The organism is Tatumella sp. JGM130 (assembly GCF_018257525.1).
Taxonomy (GTDB): Bacteria; Pseudomonadota; Gammaproteobacteria; order Enterobacterales; family Enterobacteriaceae; genus Tatumella; species Tatumella punctata.
The window spans coordinates 107,240-127,407 of sequence record NZ_JAERJS010000005.1 but is presented as its reverse complement, the minus strand read 5'-3'; the positions used below and the strand labels follow the sequence as shown (position 1 = coordinate 127,407).

Here is a 20,168-nt window from a genome sequence, read left to right as displayed (position 1 = left end):
AATTCGTTGATGATACCCCGCGTTCAGCCTTGCTGACAGGCGGGACAGAAACTGAGACCTCATAAGCGTTAATAAGAGTCAGACAAAAAATTATCTCAACACTATGGGTCGTTTGGCAACCAAATAAATGATTTCCGGCGAAGCTTTCTCCTCCGGAGCGATATTAAATCGTATCTTTTGTTCATTTTTACAACAACATTGCTGCAGACAACAAAGATAACCTGATACTTTATCTGGTCCCGGATAACTACATACAGGTTTACAAAATCGCTAATCTTTTATGCTAAATATTACGCTGCGTCAACGTTGTTCCCTGCTGTGGGGATAATTACAGGGAATAATCAGGGAAATACCAATCTGGGGGTGATAAATATCACCAGTTCCCGCTTCGTCTGCTGGCTGACATCCTGCCGGAAAAGACGGCCAATCGCGGGTAATTCCCCGATAACCGGGACTTTGTTCTGCTGGTTATTCGTCTGTTGCTGAAAGATCCCGCCAAGTGCTACCGTCTGTCCGTCCTGAATAGTGACTTTGGTCTCAATTTCCTGCTTATCAATACTCAGAGGCACATTATTGCCTTTTTGCAGGGCCTTGCCCGGGACATTCTGGCTCAGCCGGATGGTCAGCCTGACATTGCCTTCTCCCAGCACTTCCGGTGTAATCTGCATCCCCAGTACCGCTTCTTTAAATTCCACGGTCGCGTTTTCATTTCTGCCCTGCGAGACAATATAAGGGATTTCTGTCCCCTGTTTTATGGAGGCCACATTACCATGTGAGGTTATCAGACGCGGGCTGGCGATGATCTCAATCTGGTTTTCCTGCTCAAGTGCGCTCAGTTCAAGATTCAGCAACTGACCATTGATTCTGGCCAGCGTCATTCCCGCAGAGAAGAAAGCCGACTCAACACTTAACGGTATATCCAGCGACGGCGATGCCAGAATATCATTCACCGATGAAACACCACCCAGTCCCCAGCCGACACCCAGTTCACGTAACTGCTCTTCACTGATAGTCACGATATGGGCCGTAATTTCTACCTGCGGGACGGGTATATCGAACAGGGTTATCCACTGCGCAATGCTGACCAGCGCCGGGCCGGTATCGCGGATAATTAACATATTTGCTCTGCTATTCAGAGAGATTCGTCCCCGGGGAGTCAGAGGGCCAGCGTTCTCCTTAAGCAACAATGACCTGACCTGATTAACATCCGTATAGCGCAGTACAAAACGGCGGGTTTCCAGAGGTAATGCTGCTTCAACTGAATCCAGTGGCGGATGTCCGGTTTTCTCATCTCCGGAGCGTGGAGATATACGTAAAATATTTTGTTTACACCGGGCGGTCACCCCCGCCATTTCTGCCACCAGCGCTACTGCCTGCGGCCATTCAACGTCGCGTAATCTGACAGTTAAGCTTCCGCTCACCCCGGGAGCGATCACCAGGTTAGCCTGCCGGAACTCGGCGAGGTGATAAAATATTTGTGCTACCGGTGTATCCTCAAAATCCACGGTCACAGGGTTTGCAGTGACACTGCCAGTCGCTGCAACAGAGAGCAAAAAACACAGCAGTTTAGCGTTCATGGGCATGACCAGTGGCCATTGTCAGTAGCCATAAAGGGGTCTGGCATTCACCCGTATTGCGTAATATCACACGGCCCCGCGTTATCTGTTCAACCTGCCATAACGTTCCCGGTAAGTACTGTCCGGCGAACAACAAGTAATAGCCCTGTGAGGGATGTGAAAGCCGGGCTGCTTGTTTATCCTGTTGCAGTACTGTCCCCTGTAAGCGCCATTGTGGTTCCCCCCTGTCCGGCAGGCGGCACTGGAGACTGATATCGGGTGGCTGAAAAGGGTTGCGGGCCGCTCCTGATACGTAAAAGCAGCAAAAAAACATCAGCGAGTAATAATGAATATTATTCATCAGGATTTAACCACATCACCATTTCCAGCCCCTCTTCCCGGTATTCAAGACCAAACCGGATCGGTAACAGAGAGGGCTGTAATATCCTCATCTGTCTGAAAAAGACCGCAACTTGCGGCCAGTCAAGCTGCAATTGTATCTCTGCCGGTGACTCTGTATTACGCCAGCGTCTGAGGGTTATCTCGTTGCCTGCCAGTATTTCTTCCAGGGCAATCCCTGTTTTCTGCTGTTGTGTGTTTCGTCGAATCAGTAACTGGTCACGTAACTGCTCCGCTGGCAGTAAACGGGATAATTGTTCCTGTTGCTGTCGGAGAAAGTTGTCCTGACGCAGATACTGTTGTTCACTGCGCTGCCAGCGCTGCCATTCCGGAAGAATCAGCAGCAGTGCAGAAAATAGCAGACCACACGCGGAGGTCAGGAGAAACAGGCCCCATTGCTGATAATGCGGCCGATAAAGCATGCCAGTTGCCCATTCAGTCATCTGCCCATCCCCCGTACAGTTGCATGCTTACCGCCAGATAGGCCCTGAGGGTAAAACGGTAATCCCCCTGCCCTGTCCCCTGCATTTCCTGAATATCGACCCGGGTGAAGAATGCTTGTCGCCGGAGGTTTCTTGTAAACAACATCAGGCTGGAGAGGGTATCCGCCTGGCCACGAAACGTCAGTGTCGTCAGTTCCTGTGCTACCGATATCAGCCACAGAGATAAAGGCATCAGGGCCGGTAACTTCACCCAGAAACGGCGCCAGTTATCCAGTCTGTCGGCCAGTGCCTGACGGGCTTCATCCTGTTGCTGTCGGTCAACTAACTGCTGAGATAACTGTTGTTGCTCTGCCAGCAGGCGACTGGTCAGTGCCTGTAATTTTTTCTGCTGGGCAACCCATACCGCGGTCTGTTTCCCGGACTGTGTCAGAGATAACCACAGGGCACTATTGACCGTCAGAAGGACAACCAGCATTAACAGAGCACGGGTCAGCCATTGCTGCTTCCTGCGTTGCAATACAGCTTCCCGCCATGGTAATAAATTTACCCGGATCACAGACGATCGTCCTGACGCAGTGCCAGCCCGGCAGCTAACGTAAAACTGCTTTCTTCTGCCGGTAACGGCGGCTGGCGATACACAATGGCAGGGAAAGGCGAAAAAAGACGAAATCCGGCGGGGACCCGTGGCGGAAGCTGACTGCCACAAAAAAAACGAGCCTCTGCCTCAGGGCATTGCTGCGTACATATGAATTCAGCATCGGGACACTGCTGCCGAAACTGCCAGCCATGTTGCAGCTTACCCTGACGATAGCAGGCCCATAGCCAGAATGTATCGCTTTCATGGACAAGGATCCGGTCATGACCGGAACCCTGCATACTCAGGGCGACCGCAAGACTGCCATGCATTAGTTCAAAAACATCAGGGCTGAGTCCGGCCCGATAGAAAATATTTTGCCATTGTTCAATAACTGTCTGACTGGCTACCGTAATACTGACACTGTCAGACTGCAGGACAGCCGGCTGATAATCTATCGCTAACGGGCCGCTGCCTTCAGGAAATAACCGCCCTGCGGCCGCCCTGATATAACTCCCCAGCACAGGTTCGCAGGCAACAGCCGACGGAACATCCAGCTGCCGCTGTAATACCAGGTGTGGCGGTAACCCTACACGTAATGAGAACTTTCGCGGCAGTAATCTGCGCCAGCGCTCTAATAACCGGACCAGCACGGTCCGGGGGCCATTCATATCCTGATTGCTATCCTGACAGGGAACAGGTTGCTGCCACCAGTGGCGTAGTTGCCAGCCATTACGTCGCGGCTGAACCCCGAGGGCGGTAACCTGCCCGGGCTGAATATCAAGCCCGATATGCCAGTAATTTGCCTTCATCCAGGACACCTCCATTGTGTCTGTGCGTAAAATGACGTATCAAACCATTCCGACAGCCTTTATACTACGCGCCGATTGTTTATAAACTGTCCGGTTGACCTATAGCGGGAAATTTCAGGTGAAGTTCTTAAAGTATTTATTCATTTTGGCAGTGTGTTGCGTGCTACTGGGCGTGGGCTCGGTTTATGGCTTATATAAATATATAGAGCCTCAGTTACCCGACGTTAACACGCTGAAAGACGTTCGCCTGCAGACACCCATGCAGGTGTACAGTGCTGACGGCGACCTCATCGCACAATTTGGCGAAAAACGCCGTGTGCCGTTAAAACTTAATCAGATCCCGCCGGAGATGGTAAAAGCGTTCATCGCGACCGAAGACAGTCGTTTTTATGAGCACCACGGGGTTGATCCTGTCGGCGTTTTCCGCGCCGCGAGTATTGCGCTGGTCTCCGGCCATGCCAGCCAGGGTGCCAGTACTATTACCCAGCAATTAGCACGGAACTTTTTCCTCACCCCGGAAAAAACGCTGATGAGGAAAATCAAAGAAGCGTTCCTCGCTATCCGTATCGAACAGCTGCTCAGTAAAGATGAAATTCTTGAGTTGTATCTGAATAAAATTTATCTCGGCTACAGGGCTTATGGTGTGGGTGCGGCAGCGCAGGTGTACTTCGGCAAAAATGTTGACCAGCTGACATTGAGTGAGATGGCAATGATTGCCGGATTGCCGAAAGCCCCTTCCACGTTTAACCCGCTCTATTCCCCTGAGCGAGCTCTGGCACGCCGTAACGTTGTTCTGTCCCGTATGCTGGACCAGAACTATATTACCCGCCAGCAATATGATGACGCCCGTCAGCAGAAAATTGATGCCAGCTATCATGGTCCGGAAGTGGTTTTTACCGCACCGTATATTACCGAAATGGTGCGTCAGGAAATGATTAAACGCTACGGGGATAATGCGTATACTGATGGCTTCAAGGTATACACCACTATCACCCGCCGGTTACAGACCGCGGCCCAGGATGCCGTCCGGAAGAATGTGATTGATTATGATATGCGCCACGGCTATCGCGGACCACAAAAAGTATTGTGGAAACCTCAGGAGCAGGCCTGGGCACCTTCAAAGATCAATGACGAGCTGAACAGCCTGCCGGTTTACGGTCCCCTGATCCCTGCGGTAGTCACCTCTGCTGACAGCACTGCTGCCAGCGTGGTGATAAAAGGCGGTAACAGGCTATCCCTCGACCTTGCTGCAGTACGCTGGGCGAGACCTTTTCGGTCAGACACTGTGCAGGGCCCGGTACCACGTTCGGTCAGCCAGGTTCTCCAGGCCGGACAACAGATTTGGGTACGTCAGGATAACAGCCAGTGGTTACTGGCACAGGTTCCGGAAGTTAACTCGGCGTTAGTTTCTCTGAACTCTAAAACCGGGGCTGTCATAGCACTGGTCGGTGGTTTTGACTTCAGCCAGAGTATGTTTAACCGGGCCACTCAGGCATTACGCCAGGTAGGTTCTAATATTAAACCTCTCCTTTATACCGCTGCTCTGGATAAAGGGCTGACACTGGCAACCATGTTAAACGATGTACCGATTTCCCGCTGGGATGCCGGTGCCGGCACTGACTGGCGCCCCCATAATTCGCCAAATACCTATGACGGGCCTATCCGCTTACGTGAAGGCCTGGGTCTGTCGAAAAACGTGGTGATGGTCAGAGCAATGCGGGCGATGGGCGTAGACTATGCAGTGCAGTATCTGCAACGTCTCGGATTCCCGGCACAGAATATTGTGCGCACCGAATCACTGGCGTTAGGTGCGGCATCTTTCACCCCGATGCAGGTCGTCCGTGGGTATGCAACCTTAACCAATGGCGGCTTCCTGATTGATCCCTGGTTTATCCAGCGAATCGAAGATCCATCGGGGGCTACCGTATTTGAGGAAAAACCCAAAATTGCCTGCCCGCAGTGTAATATCCCGGTGATTTATGGTGATACACCGAAATCTGCGGCACTGAATGAAGACAGTATCGAGAACGTGGCCCGGCCGGATGAAACTCCGGTCACGGAACCGGCACCGCCGCAGACCGATCTTGAGCAGGCTCCCGGTCAGCCGGCTACCGATCAACAATACGCACCCCATGTCATCAGTACTCAGCTATCTTTCCTGATTAAAAGTGCAATGAACTCAAATATCTTCGGCGAACCGGGCTGGCAAGGAACTGGCTGGCGTGCAGGGAGAGACCTGAAACGTAATGATATCGGCGGCAAAACCGGAACCACCAATAGTTCTAAAGATGCATGGTTTTCCGGTTATGGTCCGGACATTGCGACATCCGTCTGGATCGGTTTCGATGATGCCCGCAGAGACCTGGGCCGCAGTACCTTGTCCGGCGTGATAAAAGATCAGGCTTCCGGCTATGAGGGCGGAGCCAAAACAGCCCAGCCGGCGTGGGATGATTATATGAAAGTCGCTCTGGACGGTGTTGCCCTGCAACCACTGATACCGCCGGAGGGAATTACGACAGTCACTATCGATCGCAGTACCGGTAAGTTATCTAAAGGCGGAAGTAACAGTCGCCAGGAATATTTTATTACCGGTACCGAGCCGACGGAATATTCAGTCAGCGATAGCAGCCCGACTATTATGGATAATGGCCAGAGCCATGACCTGTTCTGAGGTTCACTGAGCAACAAAAAGCCGGCACTGCCGGCTTTTTGTCAGATTTGAGGGTTATTCCGCGCCAGTGCTCTGTTTCAGCAGCCATTCACGTAATAAAAACAGTGCGCTGATATTACGGGCCTCACTAAACTGTTCTTTATCCAGCAAGGCAAGCAAATCATCCACCGGCCAGCGATGGACAACAAGTGGCTCAGGTTCATCCCCTGCCAGCTTTTCAGGGTAGAGGTCCTGTGCAACAATAATATTCATACGGCTGGAAAAGTAGGAAGGGGCCATCGTCAGGCTCGCCAGCAGCTCTGTCTTTCCGGCACCAAAACCCACCTCTTCCTTAAGCTCGCGCTGTGCCGCCTGCAACGGTGTTTCCCCGGGATCAATTAATCCTTTAGGGAAGCCCAGTTCATAACTTTCAAGTCCGACTGCATACTCTTCAATCAGCAGAACCGAATCCCCGTCGAGAGCAAGGATCATGACTGCTTCTCTGCCGTTCGGCTTCATCCGTTCATAGACCCGTCGCTCTCCGTTACTGAATTCCAGACTGACTTCCTGAATCGTAAACAGCCGGGAACGGGCAACCTCACTGACATTTAAAATTTCCGGTTTTTTCAGGGAACCCATTGATAACCTCGAAAAGAGCGTCGTAATGAACGCGTATATTATTAGCTGCTATTGAACCACAGCTGCCCTGTTAAGCTCAAATATCCCGGTGTTAACTCTTCACAACAGGCACTGGCTAAGGCATTATTTTCGCCAACACCATCCCTGAAAAAGCGCACAACACAATCAGAATTAACCGATACACTGAGAGCACTTTGTGCCGTAAAATATGTCCGGCATAGCGTATTTATCAATCATCCCGGAGTTTACGCCCCGCTGATAATGGGAGCACTTCCATTGCATCGCTGGCGGTCAGCCGCTATCTTTTCGGTAAAAATGACAATAGCGTTTTTTTCCAGGGCAACTCACCTTCGTGGATTTTTCAGGGCCAGGTTGAACATTGCATGAGTATGATGATTACTATATTGGCATTGGCAATTATACTGGCAGTCGCCGCAATAGTGTACTTCACAAGATATCGCTCATTTCCGGAGAAATTACTCTTACGGATACCCGCCTCCTGCCGGAAGATTTATCCTGATGAGAAACAGGCTGTAATTAAGTACCTGTCAACACTCAGGACTGCTGAACCATCATTTTTCTCGCGTCTGACTCGCCAGAAGACCAGTAAAGACCCGGTATTTACCTTACAGAGCCACAAAGTTTATTCGGTAACTCACCCGATAACCCGTTACGGATTATCAACAGAGTCACCCCGGCAATGGCGTTACTATCTGGACACGCTGGAAATTCATCTGCCGCCCCTCTGGGAACAATTTATTACCGCAGAAAACACCATTGAATTAATCCCTGCCGGTAATACCCTGCTGGTGACTTCGCTGAATGGTCACCAGCTGATTGATTATGATAAAGAGGTCACTGAGCGTCCTCTGCCTCCCCCGGAACAAGTCAACTCCCCCGCCTCTATCCGTAAAGAGAAAAGCAGTAATGTAGAACTGCTGCAGATTCGCAAAGAGACACCGGAGGAACATCAGCTTTCACGACCAGACGGCACAACCGAAGCGGTGATTATCTGTCTGGCACTGCTGATCCTGTTCCTCAGCCAGCTGGTCCCCACCGTCGTTATGTTGTGGCTGGTTATTCCGGCCTTACTTATTATCGCCGGATGTCTGTGGCTGATGTATCGTCCCGTAAAACTGAGCGACTACCAGGATATTCACTGTATGCGGGGTATTCCTAAACGCTGGGGACTATTTGGTGAGTCTAATCAGGAGCAGAGCAACATTTCTCTGGGAGTTATCGACCTGCAATATCCGGATTACTGGAAACCCTATATTCACCACGACCTGGGGAAAGTGACAGATATTGATATTAATGCAGAGAAGCTGGTGGTGCGTCAGGGCCGCTTCCTTTCTCTGCATGATGAGATTCGTGAATACCCTCTCCGTCACTGGCGCAGAAATGCCGTTCTGGCCAGCGGTGCTTTATTGGTACTGATAATGATGGCCAGCTGGGTACCGCTGGGCATGCCGTTTAAACTGAGTCTTGCCTGGTTACAGGGAACACAGCGTATTGAGGTGACATCTCTCAGCCAGCTTTCAGCCATGAAACTCCGGGTCGGGGATTTACTGGATGTAAAAGGCCAGGGAATGTGCTCCGTTCCCGGCAGTTATCAGGGAAACAGAATGTACGGATATATGCCCTTTGACTGCTCTGCAATTTACTGGAATAACGCCACTCCGCTGCCATTACCCCAGTCAGAAACCGTCGATGAAACCATGGCCTTACTGGAGACTATCCGTCGACAGCTACATCCGGGATCAGCAGAAAACATGAAGATTAATCCGCAACTGGCCCTGGCTATCGAAAAATCCGGCATGATCCTGCTGGATGACTTTTCGGATATCGTCATCCGCGCCAATCAGTTGTGCGGACAACCGATGGACTGCACACGCCTGAAAAATGCACTGGTTAATCTGGAAAATGCCAAAGACTGGCCATCTCTGGTGGATAAGGCTAAGTCTGGTCAGCTAAACGGTATTAATGTATTACTGCGTCCGGTGAGTGCGGATACGCTGGAAAGCCTGGTAAACAATGCTGCTGCAACCTTTTTTACCAGCGAAACACGTAAAGCGATAGAGACACTGAACAGTCCGCCGCCGGGGGGGTATCTGCTGATCAGTGATCAGGGACGGCAGTTTGTCAGACAACCTCAGCCGGATGTGCCGTTATTTAACCTGGATGCCCCGCAACAGTGGGATGAACTACAACGTATTTCAGCAATGCTGCTCCATACGCCATTCAGTGCGTCCGGTATCATTACTGCTCTTGCTGTCGATGCTAACGGTACAACTCATGTCTCATTACATGAGGTCCCGGGTAAATTCCTGCTATGGCGTTATCTGGGGACATCTCTGTTTCTGATTGCCCTTATCGCATGCCTGCTGGTCAATGTTATATTCCTGCTGCGCGGGATCCATAAAGACCGTCAGCGCAGCCTGGCAATTCAGCGATACTACGATAAGTGCTTTAACCCGACCCTGAGTCACCCCGCGGATACACGTTCACTGTTCTGACATTGTCATTGTTTATGGTAACCTGCCGCCCCCGGCCGCAGCCCGGATGTTAAACAGACAGTGCCATGAACAGGATGTGCTCACTGCCTTGATTTATTTATATCCACCCATATCTATGGATCATCCGGCACAGGATAATATCAACAGGGTTCTGACCCGATGATTCCTGTGTGTCAGGCGTGCTGCTATTCCCGGTGCAGCCGCTTACCGGCACGCTCCGTCAACAGGAATAATAACCACGGCTGGCCGGTTTCTGACAAGATAACTCACAAAAACATGCTTATGTTGCGGGAGTCAGCATGAAATCACAGAATCAGGAACAGGGTGTCCGGCTGGACAAATGGCTATGGGCAGCCCGTTTTTATAAGACCCGGGCTATCGCCAGAGAGATGATCGAAGGCGGTAAAGTCCATTACAACGGCCAGCGGGCTAAACCCGGTAAACAGGTTGAAGCCAGTGCACAGCTGAGCCTCCGTCAGGGCAATGAGCAACGGACGGTGATTATTACCGGAATAACAGGCCGGCGAGGCAGTGCAACCGATGCACAGTTACTGTACCGGGAAACTCCGGAAAGTATCGGGAAACGCGAAGCACAGGCCATCGCCCGCAAACAGTTTGCACTGACGATGCCGCATCCTGACAGACGTCCGGATAAAAAAGAGCGCCGTCATTTGATTAAATTTAAATTAACGGGTGATGAGTAAATCACACACCCAAAGAGAGACACTTATGCCAGTAAAAGACCAGCTCCATCGCTATTTATTTAATAATGTCGCGGTTCGTGGTGAACTCGTCAATGTTTCACATACCCTTAAAGATATTGTTAAGGATCACGACTACCCACAACCGGTACAGGAACTGCTGGCGGAACTGCTGGTTGCTACCAGCCTGATGACAGCGACACTCAAGTTTGAAGGGAATATCACGGTACAGCTACAGGGTGATGGTCCGTTGTCCATGGCGGTGATTAATGGTAATAATCATCAGCAATTTCGCGGCGTTGCCCGCACCCGCGGTGATATCGACGCAGGCAGTACTCTGAAACAGATGGCTGGCAACGGTTACCTGATTATTACCATTACTCCGGAAAAAGGAGAGCGCTATCAGGGTGTTGTCGGACTGGAAGGGGATACCGTTGCGGCCTGTCTGGAAGACTATTTTATGCGCTCAGAGCAGTTACCGACCCGGATGATTATTCGTCAGAACCCACAGGGCGCGGGCGGCATATTGCTGCAAGTCCTCCCGGCACAGGATACCAGTACCGACGACTTCGAGCACTTAGCGACGTTATCTGACACCATTAAAGCCGAAGAACTGGTGTCTCTGCCGGCAAATGATGTGTTGTGGCGTCTCTATCATCAGGAAGACGTGACCGTATTTGATCCGGCAGATATTGAATTCAAATGTACCTGTTCCCATCAGCGCTGCGGCGATGTACTGAAAACTGTCGCCAGCGAAGAGATTGATCAGATACTGGCCGAAGACGGCAAGATTGATATGCACTGCGATTACTGTGGTGCACATTACTTATATGATGCTGTTGATGTGGCAAATATCCGTAATAATACCGTGACCGGCAGCGACACTCACGACGCCATTCACTAATCACTTCGGGGAAGGCCTGCCCGCATCAGGGCCTTCCCAAAAACCGGCACAGTTGGCATAAATTAGTCAGTTTTCTGGCAACTGTGTCGGTGAAGTACAACTCTCCTCACAGTTTTTCCTGCGTCCACTTTCTGCATTATCTATCCGGTGTAAACTGCCTCCGCTTATCAGACAGAGCGTCCCCATGTGTGATAAATCTGCCAGAACTGACGCGGGCATATTCACTTGCAAATACAGGATTGAAGGAGCAGCAGCATGTCTTCCAGACGCAGGAAATTACCCGACCTCTCATCGCTAGGTATCAGCGACCCTGTCGAGGTTATTTATAACCCTGACTATGAAGTGTTGTTCAATGAGGAAACCCGTCCTGAGCTCCGGGGCTGTGAGCGCGCGACTCTCACCCAAAGCGGTGCTGTTTCGGTCGATACCGGTATTTTTACCGGCCGTTCGCCCAAAGATAAATATATTGTCCGGGATGAAACCACCCGCCACAACGTCTGGTGGAGTGACAGCAGTAAAGGAAAAAATGACAACCAGCCACTGTCACAGGAAACCTGGCAGGTGCTGAAAAATCTGGTTAGCGAACAGTTGTCCGGGAAACGGCTATTTGTCGTGGATGCATTCTGCGGGGCGAATGCTGACAGCCGTCTGAGCGTCAGATTTATCACCGAAGTTGCATGGCAGGCCCATTTTGTCAAAAACATGTTTATCCGGCCATCGGAAACAGAGCTGGAGCAGTTCGAACCTGACTTTGTGGTACTCAATGGGGCGAAATGTACCTGTCCTGACTGGCAGGCCCGCGGACTGCATTCTGAGAATTTCGTGGCATTTAACCTGACAGAGCGTATTCAGTTAATCGGCGGCACCTGGTACGGCGGCGAGATGAAAAAAGGGTTATTTTCAGTAATGAATTACCTGCTGCCACTGCAAGATATCGCGTCCATGCACTGTTCTGCCAATGTCGGTAAGCAGGGTGATGTTGCCGTGTTCTTTGGCTTATCCGGTACCGGTAAAACCACCTTATCCACAGATCCGGCCCGTCAGTTAATCGGTGACGATGAACACGGCTGGGATAACGACGGCGTCTTTAATTTTGAAGGCGGCTGCTATGCCAAAACTATCCATCTGTCAGAGCAGGCTGAGCCGGAAATCTATCAGGCAATACGCCGTGATGCGTTACTGGAAAACGTGGTCGTACGGGCAGATGGCAGTATTGACTTCAATGACAACAGTAAGACCGAAAATACACGGGTATCTTACCCTATCAGTCATATTGATAATATTGTCAGCCCCGTATCAAAAGCCGGTCATGCACGGAAAGTCATTTTTCTGACTGCTGATGCTTTCGGTATTTTACCGCCGGTTGCCAGACTGACGCCGGAGCAGACACAGTACCATTTTCTGTCCGGGTTCACGGCTAAACTGGCAGGGACTGAACGGGGCATAATCACGCCGTCACCGACCTTCTCTGCCTGCTTTGGTGCGGCTTTTTTAACCCTGCACCCGACCCGCTATGCAGAAGTCCTGTTGAAACGGATGCAGACAGCAGGGGCCGAAGCGTATCTGGTGAATACGGGCTGGAATGGCAAAGGCCAAAGGATTTCGCTGAAAGATACCCGCGCCATCATTAACGCGATTCTTAATGATGAATTACAGCAGGCGACGTTCCAGACACTGCCGGTATTTAACCTGCAGGTGCCGGTGGCACTGAAACAGGTCGACAAACAGATACTGGATCCGAGAAACAGCTGGGAAACCGCAGAACAATGGCAGGAGAATGCCATTACCCTTGCCCGCAAGTTTGTCGATAACTTTGAACAGTATACGGATACCCCTGCCGGTAAAGCACTGGCGGAAGCAGGCCCGGCACTGCATAGCTGACAGAGAACTGACGGGATTATGCTTAAGTATAATACCCGTCAGTTCAACGGATGGTCAGTGAGCGGAGGCGGCAGGCAGAGGCGGCTCAGTGGCCGGGACGGGCAACCAGGCACGAATACGTAACCCTCCCCGTTCACTTTTTCCGATCTCCAGTTCTCCCCGGTGAGCATCAATAATACGCTGTACAATCGCCAGTCCTAAACCTGTACCACTGGTACTGCGTGCACTATCACCACGCACAAAGGGCTGCAACAAATGTTCAATCTGTCCGGGCTCAATGCCGGGACCATTATCTTCAACCTGGAACCAGCCACGGTTTAGCTCACGGCCGCTGCTTACACGGATCCAGCCATTACCATACCTGGCAGCATTTACCACCATATTGGCGACTGCTCGCTTAATCGATAACGGATTAATATCAAGCAACAGCTCACTGTCCATGACGGCATTATCAATTTCCCGTTCATAACCACTTTCGGCAGCAACAACTTCACCCAGTACGGTATTGAGATCGACACGTTCGGTCTGCATTTCCTGACCGGTACGCAGATAATCGATAAACTGTTCGATTATCGCATTACATTCTTCAATGTCTTTGTTGATAGACTCAGAAAGATATTTCTCTTCCTCGCCCATCATTTCCGTTGCCAGACGGATACGTGTCAGGGGTGTACGTAAGTCATGACTGACACCGGCCATTAATAATGTACGGTCTTCTGCGAGCTGTTTGATCCCTGCCGCCATCTGGTTAAAAGCACGGGTTACCGAACGGACTTCAGAAGCACCGTATTCCCGTAACGGTGGAGGAATAATCCCTTGTCCGACCTGCAGAGCCGCATTTTCAAGTTCGACCAATGGACGATTCTGCATTCGTATAAATAACCAGGCACCGCAAATCGCCAGCAGCATTATCGCCAGGGTATAACGGAACAGCGGGGAAAAATCACCCTGATGAATTTCTGTCAGCGGTACCCGTACCCAGATATCAGGCGACAACCAGGTTTTCAGCCAGACAACCGGAGAGTTTTTATTGACCTCGACACGAACATCGGTAGGGCCTCCCAGTTGTTGTGCCATCTGATCACTCAGAAATTCATAATGCTGCGCCCAGCGCAATCCTCCTTCCTCTGCTGCCGCATTGGTATACAGTGAAATACCTAACTCACGGTAGATCTCCCGGCGGAAGGCCGGCGGAACTTCCAGCTGCGTGCCATCTTCCAGTTGCAGTTTATCCGTCATCAGCATCCTGACTTCATACGCCAGAACTTTATTAAATTGCTGCAGACTCGGCAAAATCGCGAAGTTAAGTACCACCAGATAGGTCGTTACCAGACTGACAAACAGCAAGGTAACGATCAATAGCAAGGTACGGGCAAAGGAACTGCGAGGCGAGAAGCGGAATCGCTTCATGCTTTACTGCCATCCGGCACAAACACATAGCCCAGGCCCCAGACCGTCTGGATATAACGCGGATGGGCAGGATCTTCTTCGACCATACGACGTAACCGGGAGATCTGTACATCGATGGAACGTTCCATCGCACTATATTCACGTCCGCGCGCCAGGTTCATTAGCTTATCCCGTGACAAAGGCTCACGCGGGTGGCTGACCAGCGCTTTCAGTACCGCGAATTCGCCACTGGTTAACGGCATAGGTTCATCTTCGCGGAACATTTCACGGGTTCCGAGGTTCAGTTTGAACTTACCAAAGGCAATAACTGCTTCTTCCTGTGAAGGAGCTCCCGGTAATTCGTTCGCCTGACGACGCAATACTGCGCGAATACGTGCCAGTAGTTCTCGCGGGTTAAACGGTTTAGGAATATAGTCGTCAGCACCGATTTCCAGCCCGACAATCCGGTCCACTTCTTCACCCTTGGCAGTCACCATAATAATCGGCATCGGGTTACTCTGGCTGCGCAAACGGCGGCAAATCGACAACCCGTCTTCCCCCGGTAACATCAGGTCCAGCACCATCAGGTGAAAGGACTCGCGGGTCAGCAGACGATCCATTTGTTCAGCATTCGCAACGCTACGGACCTGAAAACCTTGTTCCGTCAGATATCTTTCCAGCAGTGCACGCAGTCGCATATCATCATCAACGACTAAAACTTTGTAATTTTCCTGCATTTCTTCACTCCCAAAGGCACAATTGCCTGATGCTGTATTGTTAAAAAAGATATATTACAGTGACAGTTTATAATGGTTTATATTCTGGCCAAAATTGTTACAAAGCATATTAAACAGCAAGTTATGTCTGCTTTTGTCTGGCATTGCAGAAAAAATGCCCTGAATTCACTCAGCCTTTTCTGCCGGCCCGCCGGGCGTTCGTCAATTCATGAAAATTAACCCCCGCGGTTACACCGGACGAATAGCGCGCTGATAAGGCGCTGACGAACGCATATAACAACAAAACGGACAATTAACTGACAACTACCATGACAGCTGCAGGGGTCCCAAATGAGAACGCCACTGATTACACGCGAAGGCTACAATCAATTAAAGCAGGAACTTGATTATCTGTGGCGTGAAGAACGTCCTGAAGTGACAAAAAAAGTCACCTGGGCTGCCAGTCTGGGTGATCGCAGCGAGAATGCTGATTACCAGTATAACAAAAAGCGGCTACGGGAAATTGACCGCAGGGTCCGCTACCTGACAAAAAGCCTCGGGATACTGCGTATCGTCGATTATTCGCCACAACAACAGGGGAAAGTCTTTTTCGGTGCGCGGGTGGAAATCGAAAATGATGAAGGTGAAACTAAGCAGTTTCGTATTGTCGGTTACGACGAAATCTTCGGGCGTAAAGATTACATCTCCATAGACTCACCAATGGCACGCGCCCTGTTAAAAAAAGAAACCGGTGATGCGGCACGGGTCGACACACCCGCGGGCAGTGCAGTCTGGTACATCAATGAGATAACCTACCCCGACGCCGGATAGGAATATCCTGCAAAGCGACCACAGCGGCTGGCATTTTACTCGCTCAATCCGTATAACTGTCCCCTATAAACTTACCCCGTACAAACCTGATGCTAAAGATGAAAAATTCACCAAATCAGATTATTGCCAGTGAACTTCAGGTACGGACAGAGCAGGTTGATTCTGCCGTACATCTGTTGGACGAAGGGAATACCGTGCCATTTATTGCACGTTATCGTAAAGAAGTCACCGGCGGGCTGGATGACACACAGCTACGCCAGCTGGAGTCCCGTCTGAGTTACCTGCGTGAACTCGAAGACCGCCGCCAGACAATTCTCCGCTCGATTGAAGAACAGGGGAAAATGACCCCCGCACTTGCCAGCGCCCTGACCGCCACCCTGAGTAAAACGGAACTGGAAGACCTTTACCTGCCGTTTAAACCCAAACGCCGTACCCGTGGTCAGATTGCCATCGAAGCAGGGCTGGAACCTCTGGCCACCAGCCTGTGGCAGGATCCTCAGCAGGACCCTGAAGCCAGCGCGCAGGCTTATATCAATGCGGATAACGGCATTGCTGACAGTAAAGCCGCCCTCGATGGTGCACGTTACATCCTGATGGAGCGGTTCGCCGAAGATGCCGTATTACTGGCCAAAGTCCGTGATTATCTGTCCCGCAATGCACACCTTGTGTCACGGGTCGTGGAAGGGAAAGAAGCAGAAGGTGCAAAGTTCCGGGATTATTTCGACCATCATGAGCCACTGTCTGCGGTACCGTCACACCGTGCCCTGGCGATGTTCCGTGGTCGTAATGAAGGCATCCTTCAGCTGTCAGTCAATCCGGACCCGCAGTCAGACGAACCTCCCCGCGAAAGCTATGGTGAAACACTGATCGCCAGCCATCTGCAGGTAATCTTTAATAATGCCCCCGCCGATAGCTGGCGCAAAGCGGTTATCAGCTGGACATGGCGTATTAAAGTCTTACTGCATATGGAAACCGAGCTGATGGGGACGCTTCGTGAACGTGCAGAAGACGAAGCAATCAACGTGTTTGCCCGTAATATGCATGATCTGTTGATGGCAGCCCCGGCCGGTATGCGCGCGACGATGGGTCTCGATCCGGGCTTACGTACCGGCGTCAAAGTCGCGGTTGTCGATGCCACCGGTAAACTGGTCGCGACCGATACGGTTTATCCCCACACCGGCCAGGCGGCAAAAGCAGCGGCGGCCGTTGCGGCACTTTGTTCACGTCATCAGGTAGAACTGGTGGCCATCGGTAACGGTACGGCATCACGTGAAACAGAACGTTTTTTCCTCGATCTTCAGCAGCAGTTCCCGCAGGTAACCGCCCAGAAAGTGATCGTCAGTGAAGCCGGAGCCTCGGTTTATTCGGCATCAGAACTGGCTGCTCTGGAATTCCCTGAGCTGGATGTTTCACTGCGTGGCGCGGTTTCTATTGCCCGCCGTCTGCAGGATCCTCTCGCAGAGCTGGTAAAAATCGATCCTAAATCGATTGGTGTCGGCCAGTACCAGCATGATGTCAGTCAGAGCCTGCTGGCCAAAAAACTGGATGCCGTGGTGGAAGACTGTGTTAACGCCGTCGGTGTGGATCTGAATACCGCCTCGGTTGCCCTGCTGACCCGGGTGGCAGGTCTGACCCGTACTATGGCGCAAAATGTCGTTAACTGGCGTGATGAAAATGGTCGTTTTCATAACCGCCAGCAGTTGCTGAAAGTCAGCAGGCTGGGGCCAAAAGCCTTTGAACAATGTGCCGGCTTCCTGCGTATTAACCAGGGCGACAATCCGCTGGATGCATCGACAGTCCATCCGGAAGCGTATCCGGTGGTGGAGCGTATTCTTACCGCGACACGTCAGGCATTAAATGAATTAATGGGGAACAGTTCAGCTGTACGTGCCCTGGCCGCATCACAGTTTACCGATGAACGTTTTGGCTTGCCGACGGTTAACGATATTTTAAAAGAACTGGAAAAACCCGGCCGCGACCCACGGCCTGAATTCAAAACAGCAACCTTTGCTGACGGTGTGGATACCCTGTCTGACCTGCTGCCGGGCATGGTATTAGAAGGGTCTGTCACTAATGTCACCAATTTTGGTGCCTTTGTGGATATCGGTGTTCACCAGGACGGACTGGTGCATATTTCGTCACTGTCCGACAAATTTGTCGAAGACCCGCATCAGGTGGTGAAAGCGGGTGATATTGTGAAAGTCAAAGTCATGGAAGTCGACCTGCAGCGTAAGCGGATTGCTCTGACGATGCGTCTTGATGAACAGCCTCAGGAAGGCCGTAAATCCGGATCGCCTGCCGCTGCTGCCGGTCAGCCACGCCCGCAGACACGACAGCCTTCAGCGAAGCCACGGCAGAAACCTGTCACCAACAGTGCAATGGAAGATGCTCTGGCCGCGGCCTTCGGTAAGAAGCGCTGATCCTGACTCCGGCCTGCATACTGAAATGCCCCTCACGGGGCGTTTCAGTATTTTATTTATTCACACCACCAGTGACTGCCGTTGAGGTAATAACCTGTAATTCAGCACGGCCAGCCAGTGCTGCAGCCAGTTTTTGAAATGCAGGTGCCTGTTCGTGATCCGCCAGGTGCTGTCCGGAGCTCCAGCGTTCCAGCATAAGATACTGGGCGGTATTTTGCGTATTCTGATGTAATACATAGGACTCGCAACCCGGTTCTCCCTGAACCTCTTTTTCGGCTGTTTTCAATGCGTCAGCAACGATCTGTTCTTCCCCTGCTTTCGCTGTAATCAATGCAGTAACAGTAATAACCTGGCTCATATCTGACCTTCTTGCAGAAGTGATTAACACGGCATACCGGAACACAACCGGTATAGTTTCCAGCGTGATTAAGTATGCAATGCTCACGGGGAAGATGGCAACCGGCACCGGACCCTGTCGCATCAGGGGATAAAACACTCCCCCGCCACAGTTACCGGCGCCGGGGGTGGATTATTTATACACTTCGGCAACCGCGCTGATGCGGCCATGCTCACGCCCGGCAATCACTTTAAAATACTTACCGCCTTTTTCATCCGCCAGTCTGGAGAGTTCTTTTTTAGCATCCATCGGCGATGTCGTTTCAGCCGTGGTAGATACGGTCCCCAGAGAGACCAGCTGCTGACTGTCTGCCTGTGCCTGAGTCACTTCTTCCGCAGCAACAGCAGAAAAAGACAGGATGCCTGCCATCAGCACACTCACCGTATATTTCGTCATTTTCATAGCATAAGCCCCTTATGGTATTGCCGTAACAAAATTCACTGCCTGTGCTACTGACAGTCACCGGAGATCAGCACAGGCCGTTTGCCGGGAGTGTCAGGCACCTCTGAATTATTAGTTCCGGTTAGGGGAAACAGCAATAAAACCGCCGCCGTTTCTATAATTCAGACGAAAAAGCGAGAACCTGCTCGCAAAATTCTGCGGGATGGGAAATAAACGGCGCATGGCCGGCTTTCGGCATCACGACGGAGAGGCCACCGCCCGCCAGTGTATCGACTTGCCCGGCAATATCACGGGGTACCAGCCCATCAAGCGCTCCGTAAATACGCAGGAATGGCAGATTAACCGACGACAGTTCGCGACGGAGATCCGCAGACTGCAGGATACCCAGCCCGGCGTTTAATACTGTCACTTCCGGTAATGGCTGAGACAAAACAGCCTGTCGCAGTAATCGTGCATCATGGCGGGCAGTGTCGGTTCCGAGAGTTTGCAGCGCCATAAAGCGATCAATGGTCTTTTCAAAGTGGCTGCTCAGTTGCTGCTGAAACCCCTGCAATACCGAAGGCTTAATGCCCGGCCAGCCCTGTTGTGCTGAAAAGCAAGGGGAAGAGGCAACCGTAATTAACCCCCGTACCGTAACCGAAGCACTCCGGGCCAGTCTGGTAGCCACCAGCCCGCCAAGAGACCAGCCGACAATAATGGCATTTTCCGGTAACCGGGGTTCCAGCAGGGTGACCATGTGATCCAGCGTCAGCGCCGTTACGCCCTGACTGCGGCCATACCCCGGCAAATCGACCAGATGCAAACGAAAATGCGGGCTAAGCCGTGCGGTGACACAATTCCAGACTTCAGCGTTAAGCCCCCATCCGTGTAACAGCACAAGATCTCTCTCTCCCGCGCCACAGGTATGCCAGAAAAGCGACATAATAAATTCCCCCGTC

18 protein-coding genes are annotated in these 20,168 nt (G+C 51.4%); 7 read left to right on the top strand and 11 right to left on the bottom strand.

Annotated elements, in window-relative coordinates:
* Positions 1-341 precede the first annotated feature (341 nt).
* From pilQ to JK211_RS04035, 5 genes are read right to left on the bottom strand one after another with little or no spacing between them, the layout of a single operon-like run.
* Positions 342-1,577, bottom strand: a complete 1,236-nt coding sequence (gene pilQ, locus JK211_RS04055; RefSeq protein ID WP_212707391.1) for a type IV pilus secretin PilQ — start codon at positions 1,575-1,577, stop codon at positions 342-344.
* Positions 1,567-1,917 (bottom strand): HofP DNA utilization family protein, encoded by a 351-nt coding sequence (locus JK211_RS04050; RefSeq protein ID WP_212707390.1) that lies wholly within the window; start codon positions 1,915-1,917, stop codon positions 1,567-1,569. Before JK211_RS04050 ends, pilQ begins: the two co-directional genes overlap by 11 nt.
* Positions 1,910-2,398, bottom strand: coding sequence for a hypothetical protein (locus tag JK211_RS04045; protein WP_212707389.1), 489 nt, complete (start codon positions 2,396-2,398; stop codon positions 1,910-1,912). The genes JK211_RS04050 and JK211_RS04045 overlap by 8 nt, the downstream gene beginning before the upstream one ends.
* Entirely contained in the window at positions 2,391-2,954 is a 564-nt protein-coding gene (locus tag JK211_RS17000) for a PilN domain-containing protein (RefSeq protein ID WP_212707388.1), read from the bottom strand. Before JK211_RS17000 ends, JK211_RS04045 begins: the two co-directional genes overlap by 8 nt.
* Positions 2,951-3,784 carry a pilus assembly protein gene (locus tag JK211_RS04035; RefSeq protein WP_212707387.1) on the bottom strand — a complete coding sequence of 278 codons (834 nt, stop codon included), beginning with the start codon at positions 3,782-3,784 and terminating at the stop codon, positions 2,951-2,953. The genes JK211_RS17000 and JK211_RS04035 overlap by 4 nt, the downstream gene beginning before the upstream one ends.
* 118 nt (positions 3,785-3,902) lie before the next feature.
* On the opposite strand from JK211_RS04035, the gene mrcA reads away from it, so the two are divergent.
* Entirely contained in the window at positions 3,903-6,455 is a 2,553-nt protein-coding gene (mrcA, locus tag JK211_RS04030; RefSeq protein WP_212707386.1) for a peptidoglycan glycosyltransferase/peptidoglycan DD-transpeptidase MrcA, read from the top strand.
* Between the two features lie 54 nt (positions 6,456-6,509).
* On the opposite strand, the gene nudE is transcribed toward mrcA, so the two are convergent.
* Positions 6,510-7,073 (bottom strand): ADP compounds hydrolase NudE, encoded by a 564-nt coding sequence (nudE, locus tag JK211_RS04025; RefSeq protein WP_212707385.1) that lies wholly within the window; start codon positions 7,071-7,073, stop codon positions 6,510-6,512.
* Between the two features lie 383 nt (positions 7,074-7,456).
* On the opposite strand from nudE, the gene JK211_RS04020 reads away from it, so the two are divergent.
* From JK211_RS04020 to pckA, 4 genes are all read left to right on the top strand, one after another.
* The gene (locus JK211_RS04020) at positions 7,457-9,589 is read left to right on the top strand and encodes an IgaA/UmoB family intracellular growth attenuator (RefSeq protein WP_212707384.1); all 2,133 of its coding nucleotides are present in this window, start codon (positions 7,457-7,459) and stop codon (positions 9,587-9,589) included.
* A 299-nt stretch (positions 9,590-9,888) separates the two neighbouring features.
* Complete coding sequence (gene hslR / locus JK211_RS04015; RefSeq protein WP_212707383.1) at positions 9,889-10,293, top strand: ribosome-associated heat shock protein Hsp15; 405 nt, start codon at positions 9,889-9,891, stop codon at positions 10,291-10,293.
* 25 nt (positions 10,294-10,318) lie between these two features.
* A complete protein-coding gene (hslO, locus tag JK211_RS04010; protein WP_212707382.1) occupies positions 10,319-11,194 on the top strand; it encodes an Hsp33 family molecular chaperone HslO in 876 nt (291 codons plus the stop codon).
* 255 nt (positions 11,195-11,449) lie between these two features.
* Positions 11,450-13,075 (top strand): phosphoenolpyruvate carboxykinase (ATP), encoded by a 1,626-nt coding sequence (gene pckA, locus JK211_RS04005; protein WP_212707381.1) that lies wholly within the window; start codon positions 11,450-11,452, stop codon positions 13,073-13,075.
* Positions 13,076-13,129: 54 nt separating this feature from the next.
* Here the strand turns inward: pckA and envZ are convergent, their stop codons facing one another.
* A complete protein-coding gene (gene envZ, locus JK211_RS04000; RefSeq protein WP_212707380.1) occupies positions 13,130-14,485 on the bottom strand; it encodes a two-component system sensor histidine kinase EnvZ in 1,356 nt (451 codons plus the stop codon).
* Entirely contained in the window at positions 14,482-15,201 is a 720-nt protein-coding gene (ompR, locus tag JK211_RS03995) for a two-component system response regulator OmpR (RefSeq protein WP_025901501.1), read from the bottom strand. The genes envZ and ompR overlap by 4 nt, the downstream gene beginning before the upstream one ends.
* Before the next feature lie 330 nt (positions 15,202-15,531).
* Between ompR and greB the strand changes: the two genes are divergently transcribed.
* Together greB and JK211_RS03985 are read left to right on the top strand one after the other, a co-directional pair.
* Positions 15,532-16,011, top strand: a complete 480-nt coding sequence (gene greB, locus JK211_RS03990; RefSeq protein WP_212707379.1) for a transcription elongation factor GreB — start codon at positions 15,532-15,534, stop codon at positions 16,009-16,011.
* A gap of 98 nt (positions 16,012-16,109) precedes the next feature.
* The gene (locus tag JK211_RS03985) at positions 16,110-18,431 is read left to right on the top strand and encodes a Tex family protein (RefSeq protein ID WP_212707378.1); all 2,322 of its coding nucleotides are present in this window, start codon (positions 16,110-16,112) and stop codon (positions 18,429-18,431) included.
* A 52-nt stretch (positions 18,432-18,483) separates the two neighbouring features.
* On the opposite strand, the gene JK211_RS03980 is transcribed toward JK211_RS03985, so the two are convergent.
* The 3 genes from JK211_RS03980 to bioH form a co-directional block, all read right to left on the bottom strand.
* A complete protein-coding gene (locus JK211_RS03980; RefSeq protein WP_212707377.1) occupies positions 18,484-18,789 on the bottom strand; it encodes a putative quinol monooxygenase in 306 nt (101 codons plus the stop codon).
* 171 nt (positions 18,790-18,960) lie between these two features.
* Positions 18,961-19,230, bottom strand: coding sequence for a DUF1471 domain-containing protein (locus tag JK211_RS03975; RefSeq protein WP_212707376.1), 270 nt, complete (start codon positions 19,228-19,230; stop codon positions 18,961-18,963).
* A 154-nt stretch (positions 19,231-19,384) separates the two neighbouring features.
* Positions 19,385-20,155, bottom strand: a complete 771-nt coding sequence (gene bioH / locus JK211_RS03970) for a pimeloyl-ACP methyl ester esterase BioH (protein WP_212707431.1) — start codon at positions 20,153-20,155, stop codon at positions 19,385-19,387.
* Positions 20,156-20,168 lie beyond the last annotated feature (13 nt).